Origin of the sequence: Planktosalinus lacus, from assembly GCF_014640155.1 — a bacterium.
Classification (GTDB): domain Bacteria; phylum Bacteroidota; class Bacteroidia; order Flavobacteriales; family Flavobacteriaceae; genus Planktosalinus; species Planktosalinus lacus.
In genome coordinates this window covers 235,792-252,332 of record NZ_BMGK01000005.1, presented here as the reverse complement: position 1 = coordinate 252,332, position 16,541 = coordinate 235,792, and the positions used below count along the sequence as shown (strand labels likewise).

The following is a 16,541-nucleotide window of genomic DNA, read 5'->3' as shown; positions in this document are numbered from 1 at the left end:
ATATTAAAAAGTTATTCCCAGCTTACCGCAGAAGAAATCGCAAAATGGTCTGATAATTTTTCGCTGTGGGTTTCAAAGGTATTCACGGTAAAATCAGGATCAGTCAAAATAAAATCGATGCGCAGTGGAATTTTTTTCAATTCAAAAGTTTTACCGAGTCCACTTCCCCTTTCGGCGAAGGCATCTTTTTTATCTCCTTTAATTTTTCTGAATACATATGAAAAGGCAGTGTTGTTCAAATCGGCTGTTACAATTGTCTTGTAAGGACTCTTGTTGCTGTGTTCCACAAGCTGTTCAGCCTGGGTTTGCTGAATCTGAAATGCATTGGCAATTCGTTTTAAGAGTCGCTTGGAGCGTTCCTGGTCAAAATCTACATCCTTTTCATTGATTTGAATTGACTGCAGGTGGATGTTGTAAATGCGAATGGTGTCATTCTCTTTCAGTATATCGACAAAAATGGCGTTGTTTGATGTGTTTTCAAATTGGAGGTTTCCACTATTGACAATGGGGTATTTGGAAAAAATAGCCTGACCAAAACCCGGTTGTTGTTTTTTTAGCTGAATGTAATTATGGGGGTAGGCATTTAAATTTATTGTTTCATTATTAGAAAACTCCTGAAAGCTAATTATATCTGGGTTGGTGCTTGTGATTAAGCCGTTGATTTGCTCCGGTATGTCTTTATCAGGCAACCAGTCGTAGTTGTTAAACAAGCGCACATTGAAATTCATAACTTTCAGTTGTTTCTGCAGCATTGGCGGCGGATCTGTCATTGCAATCCTGTAAAAGGAATTGAATTGAAAAAAACAGATTCCCAGAATGATCAAAGACAGCAACATTTGTCGTTTAAAACGCAGCAACCAGTATATAAAAAACACTATATTGACAAGTAATAAAGGGGAAACCACTAAACTCAATACCCCAATTAAGGGGAAGCTTTGGGGTGGAATAAAAGGCACCAACAAGGAGAGCAATAATGCCAGGGCAAACAAGGAATTGAAAAAATATATTACTTTATCTATAAACCCCAGTCCCTTCATTTTTAATCTTCGTTACCGGATTTAAAAAGAAAGTCTTTTTCTTCCTTACTGAGGCTTTCATACCCACTCTTACTGATTTTGTCAAGGATGGCATCAATTTTCTTTTGTTTGTTGTTTTTGTCTTCTCGTTTAGGGGCTTGTTTTTTTGCTTTTGTATTGCGATGTACAGTTCTAAAGGGTTTCTCTTTTGTGGAGGCAAACAGTCCCACAAACCAATCTGAAAGTGACTCCCACCAGGCGCCTATATCGTTGCCTTTATCCAGTTGTTTTACATACATATAGCCCAACAAAGCACCACCCAGGTGTGCCAAATGACCTCCGGCATTGCCCATGGGCATTCTTATTAAATCGAGCACAACAAAAAATGCAGCGATTTGCCAAAGCTTAACTGTCCCTAAAAACATAAGGCGTACGCCCAGGTGGGGAACTTTGGTTGCAATTCCCACCAATATGGCCATTACAGATGCTGATGCTCCCAGCAAATAAGACCTCCCTGTTCCCGAAAAAGCTGGAAACACATTGTAGCTCAACATATAGATCATCGCCCCGCTAATAGCCCCAAGAAAATAAAAATTGAGGAGGCGTTTGGGGGTGAAATAGTTTAAAAAGTAATTTCCAAAGTAATATAAAATGAGCATATTAAAGAAAATGTGGAACAAGCCCTGATGCATAAAGGCATAGGTAATAATACTCCAGGGTTTGAACAAAAGGTCTTCGGGGTCTTTAGAAAAAACAAGCCATTCTGAAATAGTATCCAACGGCCATTGAAACAAAAACAAGACCACCTGAATAAGGTACATCAACACAAAAACCACCACATTGAAGAGAATCAATTTCTCTACCACATTGGCCATTTTATACCTGTATTTTGCTTGTTCTAAGGTGTTCATTTATTCTTTTGGTTAGCGGTTATTTAGAAATTTACGTTTGATAATTGACCTAGTACCATCTGTTTTTGTTAAAACTGTTTTTCTTCCAGTACCACATCATAATAAATCCAAAAAGGGCACCTCCCAGGTGAGCCCAATTGGCAATATTTTGACCAAATATTGAAAAACCGGTAAGGCCTGAAAATAAGTCTAAAAGTAGTAAAACCGGAATAAAAAACTTGGCTTTAATTGGAATAGGTACAAAAATTAGAAACAACTCCACATTTGGAAACATCATTGCAAAGGCCACCAAGATTCCGTAAATCGCCCCGGAAGCTCCCACTGCGGGAGTCATATAGGAAGCATAAAAGTTTTCGATGGTGTCCTTTGACATTACATCAAGCAGGCTGGTGCGATACTGACCGGTAGAAAGCATGTTTTGAATTTCGGCGGGACTTAAACCGGCTTGAAGCATGGCGTCATAAGCTGATTGAAAATTATAATAATTTACCAAAGTGTGAATCAGCGCTGCCCCAAGACCCGCAGAAAAGTAAAAGAATATAAACTTGTTTCTTCCCCACAATTCTTCCAAGGGACCACCAAAAGCCCACAATGCATACATATTAAAAAGTATGTGTGTAAACCCACCGTGCATAAACATATGTGTGAGGGGCTGCCACATTTCAAAGTTGGGGTTTTCATAAAAGTACAAAGCAAAGAGACGGTAAGCTTCATCGCCCAATGACATGGACCCTACAAAAAAGAGAATGTTTATTATCAGCAGTACTTTGACGGTTTCTGTAATCCTACCCATAGTGTTTTATTGTACTAAAATTAATTATTGACACGTGTTTGTTTAAAATTTTTTATCTAAATCTGTCAGTGGAATGGTAATAAAAACCTCTTTATTTTTTGGCGAAACGGAGGGCTCTTTACAGGCAAACAAACTGTTCACCAAATGTTCCTGTTGTTCTTTTCCCATTGGCGTTCCGGTTTTTACCGCCAGTGAGCTTGCCATGGATCTTGCCAGCAGGTCATTTTGACTAAAGCCGGTATCGGGCACTTCATTGTTGAGGTCGTCCAAAAGGTTATCCATAATGATTTGAACACCCGACTCTGTGGTTGCTGTTGGTATTCCTTTTACTTTTATAGTATCATCCCCGAAACTTTCAAAAGAAAACCCGGTGAATTCAAGTTGCTCTCGAACACTGTGAAGCAAGGCCACATCTTTTTTTGAAAAGGTTAATTCCATTGGAAACAACAATTGCTGGCTTACGGCTTCCTGAACAGTTATGTTTTTCAAAAGCTCTTCATATAAAACCCGTTCGTGTGCTCTTTGTTGATGTATGATGAGCATCCCACTTTTAACGTTCGTTATCAGGTATTTGTTATGCAATTGAAAGGTATTTTGACCTGATTCTGCCGCAGATTCTGAAAACAGGGAGCCTGTAACCACTTCACTTTCAAATTCAATTTCATCCAGGTTGACTGTATTTTCCTGAAGGTTCTTTTGTTGTTGCAATCCGGAATATAGGCTTTCCCAATTTTGAGTTTTATCCCGCTTAAAAGGAAATGTGATATTTTTTTGTCCGGGTTCTGACTCTTTAAAGGGGTTGAAGTTTTTATCGACTTCAATTTGAGGTATTCCCACCGGTTTGTTTTTGTAATCGTAGGGTGTATCGAGGTTTTTATCCCTCTCAAAATCAAGTACCGGTGTTACGCTAAACTGTCCCAAACTATGTTTTACAGCCGACCTCAACATTGCATACAAGGTGTGCTCGTCATCAAACTTCACTTCGGTTTTGGTGGGGTGAATGTTGATATCGATTGATTTTGTATCCACTTCAAGAAATAAAAAATAGCCGGGTTGTGAGCCCTCTTTAAGCAATCCTTCAAAGGCTGCAAGCACGGCGTGATGAAGATAGCCGTTTTTAATAAAGCGGTTGTTGACAAAAAAGAACTGGTCTCCCCTGCTCTTTTTAGCAAATTCAGGTTTTAATACAAAACCCTCCATTTTAACCACAGGTGTATCTTCCTTTACCGGAACCAATTTTTCGTTGGTTTTGGGCCCGAAAATGGCGACGATGCGTTGGCGTAAATTTGATATTGGTAACTGAAATACTTCGGCTCCGTTATTAAACATGCTAAAAGCCACACCCGGATGTGCCAGGGACACCCTGTGGAATTCATCAATAATGTGGCGGGTTTCTACCGTATTTGATTTCAGGAAGTTGCGCCGTGCCGGGATATTAAAAAACAGGTTTTTCACTGCTACCGATGTTCCTTTTGGAGTGACCGTTACTTCCTGTTCAACCACTTCACTCCCTTCAATACGAATGAGCGTTCCCACCTCATCAGAAGTTGTTTTGGTTTTGAGTTCGACGTGAGACACTGCCGCAATTGAAGCCAATGCTTCTCCTCTAAACCCTTTGGTGTGGAGTTGAAATAAGTCTTCTGCGGTTTTAATTTTGGAAGTTGCGTGGCGTTCAAAGCTCAGCCTGGCATCGGTTGTGCTCATGCCATCACCGTCATCAATCACTTGAACCAGTGTTTTGCCGGCATCTTTAATCAGGAGTTTTATATGGGAGGCTTCGGCATCGATGGCGTTTTCGAGCAGTTCTTTCACCACTGAAGCCGGCCTTTGAACGACCTCTCCGGCGGCTATCTGGTTTGCAACATGGTCAGGTAAAAGCTTTATTCTGTCTGCCATTTATAAGGGCTTCTTAAAGATAGAGAGATCAAAATCGATTATAAATAGAAAAATGAGAATTAAAATGAACGCTATAATGAAAATAATTTTATTGGTTTTTTTATCAGAATTGTTTTTATAGTCGTCCCAGGCGTTGGTAAATTTTGCCTTTAAGCCTTTGGTGTCCCCGGTTGCTTTGCGAAACTGGTCAAACTTTCGCTCCATCTGATAGGGACTTCCCTCCTTATCACTTTTGTAATAACGGGGTTCGTAATTAAATTTTTTATTGCTGCGTGTTTTAAAAATTCCCATACTATATTAATTTTCAAAGGTACTTAAAAACAAAAAGAATGCCGAACTCCCCCACTTAAAAATTGTTAACAAATCAAGCAATTGTGCCAGTATGATAATTGTCATTTTCTAATGTGGGTTTTAGGTATACATTTGCCTCTCAATAGAACATGGGGAGCATGACAAATATTTTAATTCCAACAGATTTTTCCCACAACTCGTGGAATGCGATTGTATATGCACTTTCCTTTTTCAAGGAGTGTAAATGTACTTTTTATCTGTTGCATGTAAATGAACTAAATGGTGCTTCCAGAAAAATTGCTGCCACTAAGGTAATCCCGATTGCTTCAGATATTGAAATAAAGAATAAGTTACACGCTCTGGTTGAAAAGATTGAAGCTTCGTCTCTAAAAGGCAAGCATCTATTTTTCACATTAACCGCAAAAGGGAACATTATAGAAGCTATCAGAAATGAAGTTGAAGACAAGCACATTGACCTGATTGTGATGGGAACAAAAGGTAGCAGTGGGATAAAAAAATTAGCTGTTGGGTCAAATACAGCCGATGTGATCAACAAAGTGAAATGCTCCACATTGGTGATTCCTGAAAAAGCTCAGTTCTCCCGAATTGACCATCTGGCGTTACCCACAGATTACAGTATCTTTTTTGGTCCCAAAATACTGGAAACCATTTCTGATATCATTGATTTATCTGAGTCTAAGCTACATGTATTTCATCTAGCAAAGTCTGATGAAAAGGTGTTGGGTGAAATGCTCCAAAACAAAGAGTTGCTTGAAGATTACTTTTCTGATAACAAGCATGAATTTCATACCGTGACCAATAAAAACCTTGACGTTGCCATTCAGGAGTGTATTGATAAACACAAAATCAAAATGATTGCGATGGTGGCAAAAAACATTCATTTCTTCCAGCAATTGTTTTTCAGCTCAAAAAACAATGCCACCACTTACCAAAGCAAAGTGCCCTTTTTTGTGTTACACGATTAAATTACTCTTTTCAGGTAGGGTAAAATGCTTTTGATTTGTTTTATAGATGAACAAACAAATTAAATGCACGTATATATGAAAAAGATAGTTTTTAAACCCATTTTAACCATTGTATTTTCTGCATTGGTTCTAATGTCTTGCAGCGATGATGAAAGTGTTCCTACAAATGAAACTGCACTAACAACCTTTGGTGCTAAAGCTACATTTGAAAGTGGGCGAATAAACAGTGAGTTATTCATCTCCAAGTTTATAGTAAATGTTGAAGATTTTGAACTCGAATTTGACGATGATGCTTTTGGTGATGATGATGATGGTGGACCGAGTGGAAACTATTATGGTGACCTTGAGCTGGAAGGACCATTTGAACTCGATCTTTCTCAGCCCGATGTAGTTTTTCCTATTGCCAATGTTGATATCCCTATGGGCCAATATGAAGAACTTGAATTTGATATAACCCGAAGTTCAAATAGTGAAAGTGAACTTTTTCAGAGGTCCATTCTTATTGAAGGAACCATTCAAGAGGTACCTTTTGTTTTCTGGCATGACTTTAAAGAAGATGTAGAAGTAGATTTTGAAGACACCAATATTGACATTGTTGTTGAATCAAATGGAGACAGTGTCATTATCAATTTTGACTTGGGTTTTTTGTTTAACACCAACATCATAGATTTATCAAACGCAACGGATAACAACGGAAATGGAGTTATTGAAATCAGTCCGACTGATCAGGATGGTAACAATGCGCTTGCCCAATTGATTAAAGAAACAATAAAAGATGCCATTGAGTTACTGGATGACTAATTCCCAATTATTTTAATTCAGTAATCTTAAATACCTGAAGCCGCCCCGCTTCAGGTATTTTTTTTTATAAATCAGTTAGTGCATTTTTCCAGGAAGAAATAGAAATATTAAAAACCTTCTCTATTTTTGATTGGTTCAGAACACTGTAAGCCGGTCGCTTGGCCGGCGTTGGAAACTCCTGTGAAGTAACCGCTTTTACAGGGATATTGATAGCGTGTTTTTCAAAAATGGCTTGGGCAAAATCAAACCAGCTTGCTTCACCGGTATTTGAAAAATGATAGATTCCTGAATTTTCAGGAGTTAATAATGTGGCAATTTTTAACAAAGCGTTTGCCAGATGTTCTGCATTGGTGGGGTTTCCTTTTTGGTCGTTTACCACTTTTAGTTCCTTATGGGTTTCAGCCAGACGCAGCATAGTTTTATAAAAGTTATTTCCAAACCGACTGTACAACCAGGAAGTGCGAATAATTGCAAACGCTTTTAATTCACTTTTTAAAATAACTAATTCACCTGCCCGTTTGCTTTTTCCGTAAACGGTAACGGGATTGGTTGTATCTGTTTCTTTATAGGGCACAGTGCTTTCACCATCAAACACATAATCGGTTGAAATGTGAATCAGCTTGCAGTTGTATTTTTCACAGAGTTCCAACAGGTTTTTCACTCCGGTTTCATTGATTAAATAAGCTTTTTCCTGATTTGTTTCAGCGGCATCCACTTGTGTAAAAGCAGCGGTATTGATGACCACTTTTGGAATACACTTCTTAAAAACAGCCTCCATTTGAGCACTGTTTGTGATGTCAAAACTAGATTGATCAGTAAACACAAGGGAGTCATTATTTGCATTTAACTGTTTGAGGGCTTGTCCCAGCTGGCCATTTGCTCCGGTTATTAAAATACTTTGGTTGGAATCCATTCTACAAAGCGTAAAGTTGTTTAACTGCCTCCGCAAAAGCGGGATTGTTTTGATCCTTTTCTGAAAGTATGCGCTCAGCTTCAGGAATTTTCCAGTCTATTTTAAATTGGGGGTCATTGTAAGCCACACCGATTTCTGACTCTCTATGGTAGAAATTGTCACATTTATAGACAAAAACAGCTTCATCGCTTAGTACTGAAAATCCGTGTGCAAATCCTCTGGGAATAAACAATTGGGTGTGGTTTTCTTCTGAGAGCAGGATGGAATATGATTTTCCGAAGGTGGGTTGGTCTTTTCGCATATCGACCACTACATCCAGCACTTGTCCCTTAAAACAGCGCACCAATTTTGCTTGTGCAAATGCACCGCCTTGCATATGTAACCCCCTCAAAACACCATATTTTGAAAGTGACTGATTGTCCTGAACAAAGTGAATATCAAGCCCGGTGTGTTTTTTAAAATGGGCTTCATTGAAGGTCTCGTAAAAGTAACCTCTGCTATCCCCCATCAAAGTGGGTTGGCAGACCAATAGGTTTTCAAATGGCGTTTTAATGTATTTCATGCACAGGTGATATTTGCAAATATAAGTTTTTTGTTGAGGAAATACTTCTGTTTAAAAAAAGCCAAGTCAGACATAATTTCTATTTTTGTCAAACCGCAATAAAAGTTTAGCATTTGAACAATATTGTGGGATGCAAAAAGTTTTATATTACAATCTATGATTGCACTTATACAAAAAGAAATACAATCGTTTTTTGGTTCCTTAATCGGCTATCTGGTGATTGCTGTTTTTTTGACAATCAACGGATTGTATTTATGGGTATTCAGCGGGCCTTTTAACATCCTGGATGCCGGTTTTGCAGACCTCTCCTCTTTTTTTGAACTGGCCCCCTGGGTCTTGATTTTTTTAATTCCCGCTGTCACCATGCGAAGCTTCAGTGATGAAAAACGTATGGGAACCATGGAGTTGCTTTTAACTAAACCCCTTTCTCTTCATTCCATTGTTTTAGGGAAGTATTTTGGGGCTTTGTTGCTGATTGTTTTAGCGCTGATTCCCACCTTGCTTTATATAGTGACCCTCTCAGAACTTGGCAATCCGCCGGGTAACTGGGATTTGGGAAGCACTTTGGGCTCCTATTTGGGCTTATTCTTTTTGATTATTGCTTATACGGCGATTGGTGTGTTTTCTTCCACGCTCTCTGAAAATCAAATTGTTTCTTTTATAACGGCTGTCTTCATTTGTTTTTTTATGTATTATGGCTTTGAAGGCCTGGCAGACTATAATTTATTAGGAGATTCTGATTATGTACTTTCCCAGCTGGGAATGATGTCTCATTTTGACAGCGTTGCACGTGGTGTGCTGGACACCCGTGATATCCTTTATTTTCTCAGCCTTGGATTTCTTTTTTTAGGTTTCACTGTTTTAAAACTGATTAAAGATCATGAATAAACAAACCAACCTGACAAAAAAGATTGTACTGCTGTTGCTATTTGTAGTTGGTATCAACCTTTTGGGAAACCAAGTTTATAAACGCTTTGACCTTACTGAAGACAAGCGTTATACCTTATCTGATGCAGCCATCGCCACGCTTGACGAAGCCAATGCACCCGTAGTTATTGAAGTGCTGCTAGACGGAAAATTTCCTGCCGAGTTCAGGCGTCTTCAAAGTGAAACACGCCAGTTGCTGGAAGCATTTGCTGCTCACAACGCTCGGGTGAAATTTCACTTTACTGATTTAATGGAGGAACAGGAAAACCCTGAGGAGCTTAGGAGTAAATTAGCACAGATAGGAATTATGCCTGCTCAGGTAAGCATACAGGAAGGAGGTAAAAAAACTCAGGAATTAATTTATCCCTGGGCGCTCATCACGTACAAAGAAAAAATGGTAAAAGTGCCCTTGTTAAAAAACACACTTGGAGCCACTCAGGAAGAACGCGTAAGCAATTCCGTACAAAATTTAGAGTATGCTTTTGCCGATGGATTTAAAAAAATCATCACTCCCAAAAAAAAGAAAGTAGCTGTTCTGAAAGGCAATGGCCAACTGGAAGACCGTTATATAGCTGATTTTTTTTCCACCTTGCGTGAATATTACTTTATCGCACCATATACGCTTGATTCTGTTGCCATCGACCCTCTCCGTTCACTAGAGCAACTCAGTACTTTTGACCTCATTGTATCAGCCAAGCCTACAGAGCGCTTTAACGATGCTGAAAAATATGTACTTGATCAATACACAATGCGGGGTGGAAAAAGTCTGTGGCTGGTAGATGAAGTTCAAGTGAGCATGGACAGCCTTTTTCAAAGGGGATCTACTTTTGCTTTTAACCAAGACCTCAACCTGACCGATTTTTTCTTTCGCTATGGCGTAAGGATCAATCCCGCATTGGTCAATGATGTTTATCATGCCCCCATTGTTTTGGCTACCGGAACAGAAGCTGAAAGCCAGTACAATCAATATCCGTGGTTTTACAGTCCGTTATCTTCCAGCACAAGCGAGCACCCCATTGTGAACAATATTAAAGCTATCAAGTTTGATTTTGCCAACGTGCTTGATACCCTCGAAAACGACATTCAAAAAACGATTTTGCTGAGCAGTTCGCCCATTACCCGCAGCGTGGGCACCCCGGTTGAAATCAGGTTGGATGAGATAGAGTTTAATCTAAACGTGGTCAATAACCCGCCTGATATGCAGCAGTTTTCTGCCGGAGAAATCCCGCTGGCTGTTTTACTGGAAGGTACTTTTCCATCGGTATACCGCAACCGTGTCAAGCCTTTTGAACTCCCCGGACATCTTGATCAAGGAGTTGAGAACAAAATGGTCGTTATCAGTGACGGGGATGTTATCAAAAACCAACTGCAGGGCAACCGCCCCATTGAACTGGGATTTGATAAATGGACAAACAAACGCTATGGAAACAAGGAGTTTTTACTCAATACTGTAAACTACCTACTTGATGACACCGGACTTATAAACATAAGAAGTAAGGAGATTTCCATCGCATTTTTGGATCAGCAAAAGAGTATACAGGAACGCAGCAAATGGCAGGCACTGAATTTATTACTCCCACTGGCTGTTTTGGCGGTTTTTGGTGTACTCTTTATGTATTATCGCAAGAGAAAATATACTTGATTTTTGTTAATAAGTTTGTTTCGGGTTTCAAGCAGATTGCAATATATTTGTATTTATGAGATATTTTAACCAGTTTTAAACTAAAAACAACGAATGAAATTTATAGTATCCAGCTCATACTTACTAAAACAACTTCAGGTTTTAGGCGGCATTATAAACACCAGCAACACCCTTGCAATTTTAGATAATTTCTTATTTGAACTGGACAAAGACACCTTGCGTGTTTCTGCTTCAGATTTAGAAACAACTATTTCTGCAAAACTTGAAGTGGAATGTGACAGTAACGGAAGCATTGCTGTACCCGCCCGACTCCTTTTAGATATTTTAAAAACGTTTCCAGAACAACCCTTAACATTTGTGGTTGAAGAAAATAACACGATAGAAATTAGTTCCAATCACGGTAAATATGCGCTGGCTTATGCTGACGGTGAGGAGTTTCCAAAAGCCATTGAAATTTCAAGCCCCAGCAGTACCGTTATCCAATCAGACATTCTGGCAACTGCGATAAGCAAAACCATATTTGCCAGTGGTAATGACGATTTGAGACCGGTGATGAGTGGTGTATTTTTTCAGTTTTCAACTGAAGGACTCACTTTTGTGGCGACTGATGCTCACAAATTGGTGAAATATACCCGTGAAGATGTAAAAGCTTCAGAGGTTGCAGATTTCATTATGCCTAAAAAGCCTTTGAATTTGATGAAATCAATTTTAGCGGGCAGTGAAGAGGATGTGTTGATTGAGTACAATGAATCAAACGCCAAGTTTGTTTTTGATAATGTCGAACTGGTTTGCCGACTGATTGACGGAAAATATCCAAATTATGAAGCGGTGATTCCGAAAGAAAACCCCAATAAGCTTACTATTGACAGAAGTCAGTTTTTAAGTTCTGTAAAGCGTGTATCTATCTTTTCAAATAAAACCACTCACCAGATACGATTAAAAATTGCCGGTGCTGAGTTGAATGTTTCAGCTGAAGACATTGATTATTCAAATAAAGCGGAAGAGCGACTTACTTGTAGTTACCAGGGTGATGATATGCAAATTGGTTTTAATTCGCGTTTTTTAACAGAGATGTTAGCCAACTTAACCAGTGATGAAGTGTCTTTAGAAATGTCACTACCCAACCGTGCAGGAATCTTAACTCCTGCAGACGGCTTGGATGAAGGGGAACAAATAATTATGCTTGTTATGCCTGTGATGCTTAACAACTAACAATATTACTAACTGAAAATGTGTTTGGTAACCTACCCAACTTGTTAGTATTTTTTAACCTCACAATGCAAACCGCGGTTTTAATAAAAATTGCGGTTTTTTTATTTCAAGAAGCGAATTGTCAGGGGGTATTTTGAAAACTTACCTTTGCCAGCATTGATTGCATTGATGATCGGAAATACAAAGGAGATGATTCCTATTACAATGAGTCCTAAAATACCAAGCCCCACTAGCAAAATAAGAGGAATGCAAATCAATGCAAACAAAATCATGCTTAGTTGAAAATTGATAATTTCTTTGCCGTGTTCATCCACCCCTTTCACTTTGTCTTTATTGACTGCCCAAATGATTATGGGAACTAAAAGTCCTCCAAAACCGGTGACATAGCAAAGTAATTGTGATAAATGAGTGAGCAAAAGGAGTTGATTGTCCTCTCGCATTGTGATTGTACTTTCAGGATTGATGACTTCCATTTTTAATTGTTTTTTGATTCATGACATCTATGTGTCGTCAAAAAATGGAACTTGTTACAATGAAACTTTGTCTTGAAGTAATTCCAATATTGTTTTCTTTACAATTGGTTTTACCAAGTAGCCTGATATTTCGGTGTAGGTTTTAGATTTTTCGATGTCGTGTTTGGCTATGGAAGAACTGGCAATAAAGATATTCATGGGTTTGGAAAATTGACTTTTGTCTTCAACAAATTGGTCCATAAATTCCCAGCCGTCCATTACCGGCATATTGATATCAAGAAGTATAATATCGGGTAATTTAGCTGCTTCAGTATTTAATGTTGACAACCCTTCAATCGCTTGTTTTCCATCTTCAAAGGTCAAAATATTTATATTCATATTTAACCTTTCAATTGTTTTTTTGAGTAACAATTTATAAAGGGGGTCATCGTCAATTATGCATATTGTTCTTGACATTTTACTTGATTTTTTACTTTTTAAAATAGATTTTAAATGTACAACCTTTATCTATGCCGCCTTCTACTTCAATTTTTCCTTTCATGGCCTCAATTTGATTTTTACTCATAAAAAGGCCTAATCCCTTTGCGTTTTTATTGCTGTGAAACGTATTGTACATTCCAAATAACTTGTTTTTATACTTTTTAATATCAAGCCCCAAACCATTGTCTTTTACTTTTAATACAACAAAATCTTCTTCTTCAAAAGTGCTTATCTCCAAATTGAGCATACGTTCGGGATGACTGTATTTGATGGCATTGTAAAACAAGTTGTGTAAAATACTTTCAAGATAACTTTTGTTAAAGTTAATGTTTAAATTTTTATCAATGTCAAAATGTACTTTTCCATTGATCGCATGGAGCTTAGATTTCAGTGTTTTTAAGCTTATCAGAGCATATTTGCGCAAGGACAGGGATTCAATTTTCAGGTTTTCACCAGATTGTATAGATACCACCTCATTGAGATTGATCATTGTTTCATTCAGTGCTTCAGAAACTTCTTTGAGGTGTTGAATCATTTCAAGTTGTTCCTTTGGGTCGTCTGTAATATCAAGGTAATTGATAATTGACTGAATGTTACTGGTGTGTGACCTTAAATTATGAGAAACAATGTAAGAAAAATTTAACAGGCGGTTGTTTTGGCTTGTTAAAATTTCAATGGTATTGTTCAGGTCTCGTGTTTTATTTTTAGCGACAGTAATGTCCCTGAAATTGGTCATAAAACCTTCAATGCCCGGTATCAACCTGGCATCGCTAATCACTGCCTTTGCCCAAATAAAATGTCCGTTTTTATGCAATAATCTTTCTTCATTAATGGTTTCAAAATTCATTTCGGACTCCAAAAGCATTTTGTAAGCATTTTCCCTAATTGGTAAATCATCAGGGTGAATATGTTCTATCACATTGGTGCCTACAAATTCTTCAACTTTATAACCCAGAACCCGCTCTATTGCTGGACTAGCGTAAGTGATCGTTCCATCATAATCATAAGTAATCACCGGGTCATGAGAATATTCAATTAAGCCTTTAAAACGTTGAGCATCTTCCCAGCGTTGCTGCTTCGCTTCTTTTATTTGTAGTTTTTCAAGGCTTTGTCTCAAGGCTTTGTAAATTGTTGCGGGAAGTGCAGAGCTATTGTCTTTGGTCAAAAAATCTGTAGCTCCCAATTCTAAAAAGTCAAGAGCAGATTTATTACAGGTATGTGAACTGAAAATTATAAATGGAATTTCAGGATATACCATCCTGCAGTAATCCAATTGTTCTTTTCCCTCAACTTCATTGAGGTGTAATTCTGAAATTATTAGATTGGGTTTATTTTTTTTGATGAGTTCTTTAAACTCATTTCCACAAGTGGTGTTATAAAAAATAAAATTATATCCATGCAATACCTGAACTACTTCTTTTATTTCAGGAATAATACTTTCTTCATCAAGAACTAAAACTTTGATATTTTTTTCCTGAATTTTATATTTAATCTCGCAAGTTGTATTTTCAATTTGACTTTGGAGGTTATGCATAATGGGAGATTTGGGGATTTGGAAATACGGATTTCTCAGGTTAATTTTCTGTAATTAATTTTAAGAGTTCCGGTATTTTGTCAAATTCGTAGGATTTGTCTAAAAAATAATCTGCTCCCAGGTCTTTTGTTTTATTTTTATAGAATATTTCGGAGTGGTTTGATAACATAATGACAGTTACTTTAGGAAATTTATTTTTTATAATTGACAACAATTCAATTCCATTTTCTTCTTTTAGAAAGATATCTAAAAACACAATCTGTGGTTTTTTGTTTTCTAATAAAATCAATGCCTCATCGATAGTAAAAGCGTGTCCTGAAAACGAAATACCATCTAAATTTTCTAACATTCTTTGAAGATGATCAGCAATCGTAACTGAATCATCCACTGAAATTACATTTAACTGCATCTACAAATTGATTTGAGTATATAAAATTGTGATAATTATTAAACAATTATCATAGTAGATATTATGAAACACTTGTAGCATTTCATACTACAAGCGGGTTATATTGACAGGCAAAACTTTAGTTGCTTAAAAATTAAGCGATCCCATTCAAGAAGGGTTTTTGATAATTCCTTTTTCCAAATATGCTGTTCATCTCTTTCATCATAAACTGTTTTGATCTTTAGGAAGCTGTCAAACAATTGATTGATTTTCTTTTCTTCAAGTTCAGGTACTTCAAGCGGGTAGAGATAAAACAGCCCCCTTAAATATGTTATATGCCATTTTGTAAAATAATATTGGTTTTGTTTACAAAGAAAACGTGCATCTACTATCACACTCTCGGTAGATTCTTGAAGCAATAAGACCATATGCTCAATGACGGGATATACATCTTCCGGGTGAATAAAGTCTAAAATCGATTTTTCGAGAGCGTAGTAATTTTCGCAATCAATTTTTGAAAAGGAAGGACTTATGAAGCGTATTGTTCCTTCGAAGTCACAAATAAATGATACCGTGTCACTTGGATTTAAAAGACCACTTTCTGAAGCTATATCAAATGATTTGACTGCTTTGTTAAATATAGGACTGCTTGTTTTAAGCTGTTTATTAACAGCAGAAATGATTTCGGTATTCATTGTACTAATTCTTTGGGGCACTTTGCTTTCAACTCACTGTATTAAGCAAAGATTCATTAAATGTAGGAATTTATTCCTACATACAATTAATCTTAATAGTTATTTAATTTAAATTCCACTTTATTTGATGTTCTTTTAACAATAAGTTTGGAATGGACTCAAATTCAAAAGATTTATCAATAAAATGGCAAGCACCTAACTGCAAGCTTCTTTTTACATAAATAGAATCATTTAGGTTGCTTAACATATACACCTTTATATTTGGAAAGTATTTTTTTATAAAATTGAGCATGTCAAAGCCGCTTTCCTCGCTAACCATTATATCCAATAAAACCACATCGGGTGTTGTATCTTTTAAAATTTTTTTACCTTCATCAAGATCATACGCATGTCCTACCCAATCAATTTCTTTCAAGTTTTTTAGAAGGTAATTTAAGTGAGTCGTAATTGTAGTTGAGTCATCAATGGTCAATACTTTTAATGTCATTTTTTTGGGGAATGAATTATATGACAAATGTAGGAAGAATATATAAAATCAGAAATAGTTGAGAGTGTGATATTTGTGTAGCAATTAAGACTACAATAGTCTAAAGAATAAATAAAATAAGTAGTGTGTATAAAATAACACAAATGAATGCAAAAGAATTTTTAGGAAGTTTAAAACGTGTCATCTTTGTAGTCCAATTAGTCATTTTTATATAAAAACCGGCAGTAAAAGAATCTATTTTTTCCCTATATCATAAAAGCTCAAAAACCACCAAAGTGTTTCTCAAATTTTTAAAAAATAATTCTTTTATAACTTACCGGTTTACTTGATTTTTTTAAGCTTTTAAAAAAAAACAGGCTCCTGTTTAAATAATTGGGGATGTATTTATTTAATAGGAGCCTGAATCAGAACTATATTAACACAATTAATTATGAATAAATTGTTAGTACAAATTAACATCAAAATAAGTTTCTAATAAATAGTATAACTTGTGAATAGCTCGTGGTTGTTTATACTACAAAAGAAAGGCTTGAA

At 36.9% G+C, this 16,541-nt stretch carries 18 protein-coding genes; 5 read left to right on the top strand and 13 right to left on the bottom strand.

Annotated features, from left to right (window positions below; all coding sequences use genetic code 11):
- Window positions 1-11 precede the first annotated feature (11 nt).
- The 5 genes from IEV69_RS07905 to IEV69_RS07885 are packed head-to-tail and all read right to left on the bottom strand — an operon-like array spanning window position 12 to window position 4,907.
- Window positions 12-1,037 carry an endonuclease/exonuclease/phosphatase family protein gene (locus IEV69_RS07905; protein ID WP_188441245.1) on the bottom strand — a complete coding sequence of 342 codons (1,026 nt, stop codon included), beginning with the start codon at window positions 1,035-1,037 and terminating at the stop codon, window positions 12-14.
- Between the two features lie 2 nt (window positions 1,038-1,039).
- A complete protein-coding gene (locus IEV69_RS07900; protein WP_188441243.1) occupies window positions 1,040-1,927 on the bottom strand; it encodes a rhomboid family intramembrane serine protease in 888 nt (295 codons plus the stop codon).
- 49 nt (window positions 1,928-1,976) lie between these two features.
- Complete coding sequence (locus IEV69_RS07895; protein ID WP_188441241.1) at window positions 1,977-2,720, bottom strand: rhomboid family intramembrane serine protease; 744 nt, start codon at window positions 2,718-2,720, stop codon at window positions 1,977-1,979.
- 42 nt (window positions 2,721-2,762) lie between these two features.
- Entirely contained in the window at window positions 2,763-4,616 is a 1,854-nt protein-coding gene (gene mutL / locus IEV69_RS07890) for a DNA mismatch repair endonuclease MutL (protein WP_188441240.1), read from the bottom strand.
- The gene (locus IEV69_RS07885; RefSeq protein WP_188441238.1) at window positions 4,617-4,907 is read right to left on the bottom strand and encodes a riboflavin synthase subunit beta; all 291 of its coding nucleotides are present in this window, start codon (window positions 4,905-4,907) and stop codon (window positions 4,617-4,619) included.
- 158 nt (window positions 4,908-5,065) lie between these two features.
- On the opposite strand from IEV69_RS07885, the gene IEV69_RS07880 reads away from it, so the two are divergent.
- Both IEV69_RS07880 and IEV69_RS07875 read left to right on the top strand, forming a co-directional pair.
- Window positions 5,066-5,893, top strand: a complete 828-nt coding sequence (locus IEV69_RS07880; RefSeq protein WP_188441236.1) for a universal stress protein — start codon at window positions 5,066-5,068, stop codon at window positions 5,891-5,893.
- Between the two features lie 75 nt (window positions 5,894-5,968).
- The gene (locus tag IEV69_RS07875; protein WP_188441234.1) at window positions 5,969-6,694 is read left to right on the top strand and encodes a hypothetical protein; all 726 of its coding nucleotides are present in this window, start codon (window positions 5,969-5,971) and stop codon (window positions 6,692-6,694) included.
- Between the two features lie 64 nt (window positions 6,695-6,758).
- On the opposite strand, the gene rfbD is transcribed toward IEV69_RS07875, so the two are convergent.
- Window positions 6,759-7,607, bottom strand: coding sequence for a dTDP-4-dehydrorhamnose reductase (gene rfbD, locus IEV69_RS07870; RefSeq protein WP_188441232.1), 849 nt, complete (start codon window positions 7,605-7,607; stop codon window positions 6,759-6,761).
- Between the two features lies 1 nt (window position 7,608).
- Window positions 7,609-8,169 carry a dTDP-4-dehydrorhamnose 3,5-epimerase gene (gene rfbC, locus IEV69_RS07865; RefSeq protein ID WP_188441230.1) on the bottom strand — a complete coding sequence of 187 codons (561 nt, stop codon included), beginning with the start codon at window positions 8,167-8,169 and terminating at the stop codon, window positions 7,609-7,611.
- A gap of 156 nt (window positions 8,170-8,325) precedes the next feature.
- Here rfbC and gldF point away from each other — a divergent pair, with 156 nt between their 5' ends.
- From gldF to dnaN, 3 genes are all read left to right on the top strand, one after another.
- On the top strand, window positions 8,326-9,057 hold the full coding sequence (gene gldF, locus IEV69_RS07860; RefSeq protein ID WP_188441228.1) for a gliding motility-associated ABC transporter permease subunit GldF: 732 nt from the start codon (window positions 8,326-8,328) through the stop codon (window positions 9,055-9,057).
- Window positions 9,050-10,738, top strand: a complete 1,689-nt coding sequence (gene gldG, locus IEV69_RS07855; protein WP_188441226.1) for a gliding motility-associated ABC transporter substrate-binding protein GldG — start codon at window positions 9,050-9,052, stop codon at window positions 10,736-10,738. The genes gldF and gldG overlap by 8 nt, the downstream gene beginning before the upstream one ends.
- Before the next feature lie 93 nt (window positions 10,739-10,831).
- A complete protein-coding gene (gene dnaN / locus IEV69_RS07850; RefSeq protein ID WP_188441224.1) occupies window positions 10,832-11,950 on the top strand; it encodes a DNA polymerase III subunit beta in 1,119 nt (372 codons plus the stop codon).
- Window positions 11,951-12,051: 101 nt separating this feature from the next.
- On the opposite strand, the gene IEV69_RS07845 is transcribed toward dnaN, so the two are convergent.
- From IEV69_RS07845 to IEV69_RS07820, 6 genes are all read right to left on the bottom strand, one after another.
- The gene (locus IEV69_RS07845; protein WP_188441281.1) at window positions 12,052-12,390 is read right to left on the bottom strand and encodes a DUF4870 domain-containing protein; all 339 of its coding nucleotides are present in this window, start codon (window positions 12,388-12,390) and stop codon (window positions 12,052-12,054) included.
- An 87-nt stretch (window positions 12,391-12,477) separates the two neighbouring features.
- Complete coding sequence (locus IEV69_RS07840; RefSeq protein ID WP_188441222.1) at window positions 12,478-12,879, bottom strand: response regulator; 402 nt, start codon at window positions 12,877-12,879, stop codon at window positions 12,478-12,480.
- Between the two features lie 13 nt (window positions 12,880-12,892).
- On the bottom strand, window positions 12,893-14,437 hold the full coding sequence (locus IEV69_RS07835; RefSeq protein ID WP_188441220.1) for a PAS domain S-box protein: 1,545 nt from the start codon (window positions 14,435-14,437) through the stop codon (window positions 12,893-12,895).
- A gap of 40 nt (window positions 14,438-14,477) precedes the next feature.
- Window positions 14,478-14,846, bottom strand: a complete 369-nt coding sequence (locus IEV69_RS07830) for a response regulator (protein WP_188441218.1) — start codon at window positions 14,844-14,846, stop codon at window positions 14,478-14,480.
- Window positions 14,847-14,944: 98 nt separating this feature from the next.
- Window positions 14,945-15,520 (bottom strand): PAS domain-containing protein, encoded by a 576-nt coding sequence (locus IEV69_RS07825; protein ID WP_188441216.1) that lies wholly within the window; start codon window positions 15,518-15,520, stop codon window positions 14,945-14,947.
- A gap of 103 nt (window positions 15,521-15,623) precedes the next feature.
- A complete protein-coding gene (locus IEV69_RS07820; protein ID WP_188441214.1) occupies window positions 15,624-16,007 on the bottom strand; it encodes a response regulator in 384 nt (127 codons plus the stop codon).
- Window positions 16,008-16,541: the final 534 nt, after the last annotated feature.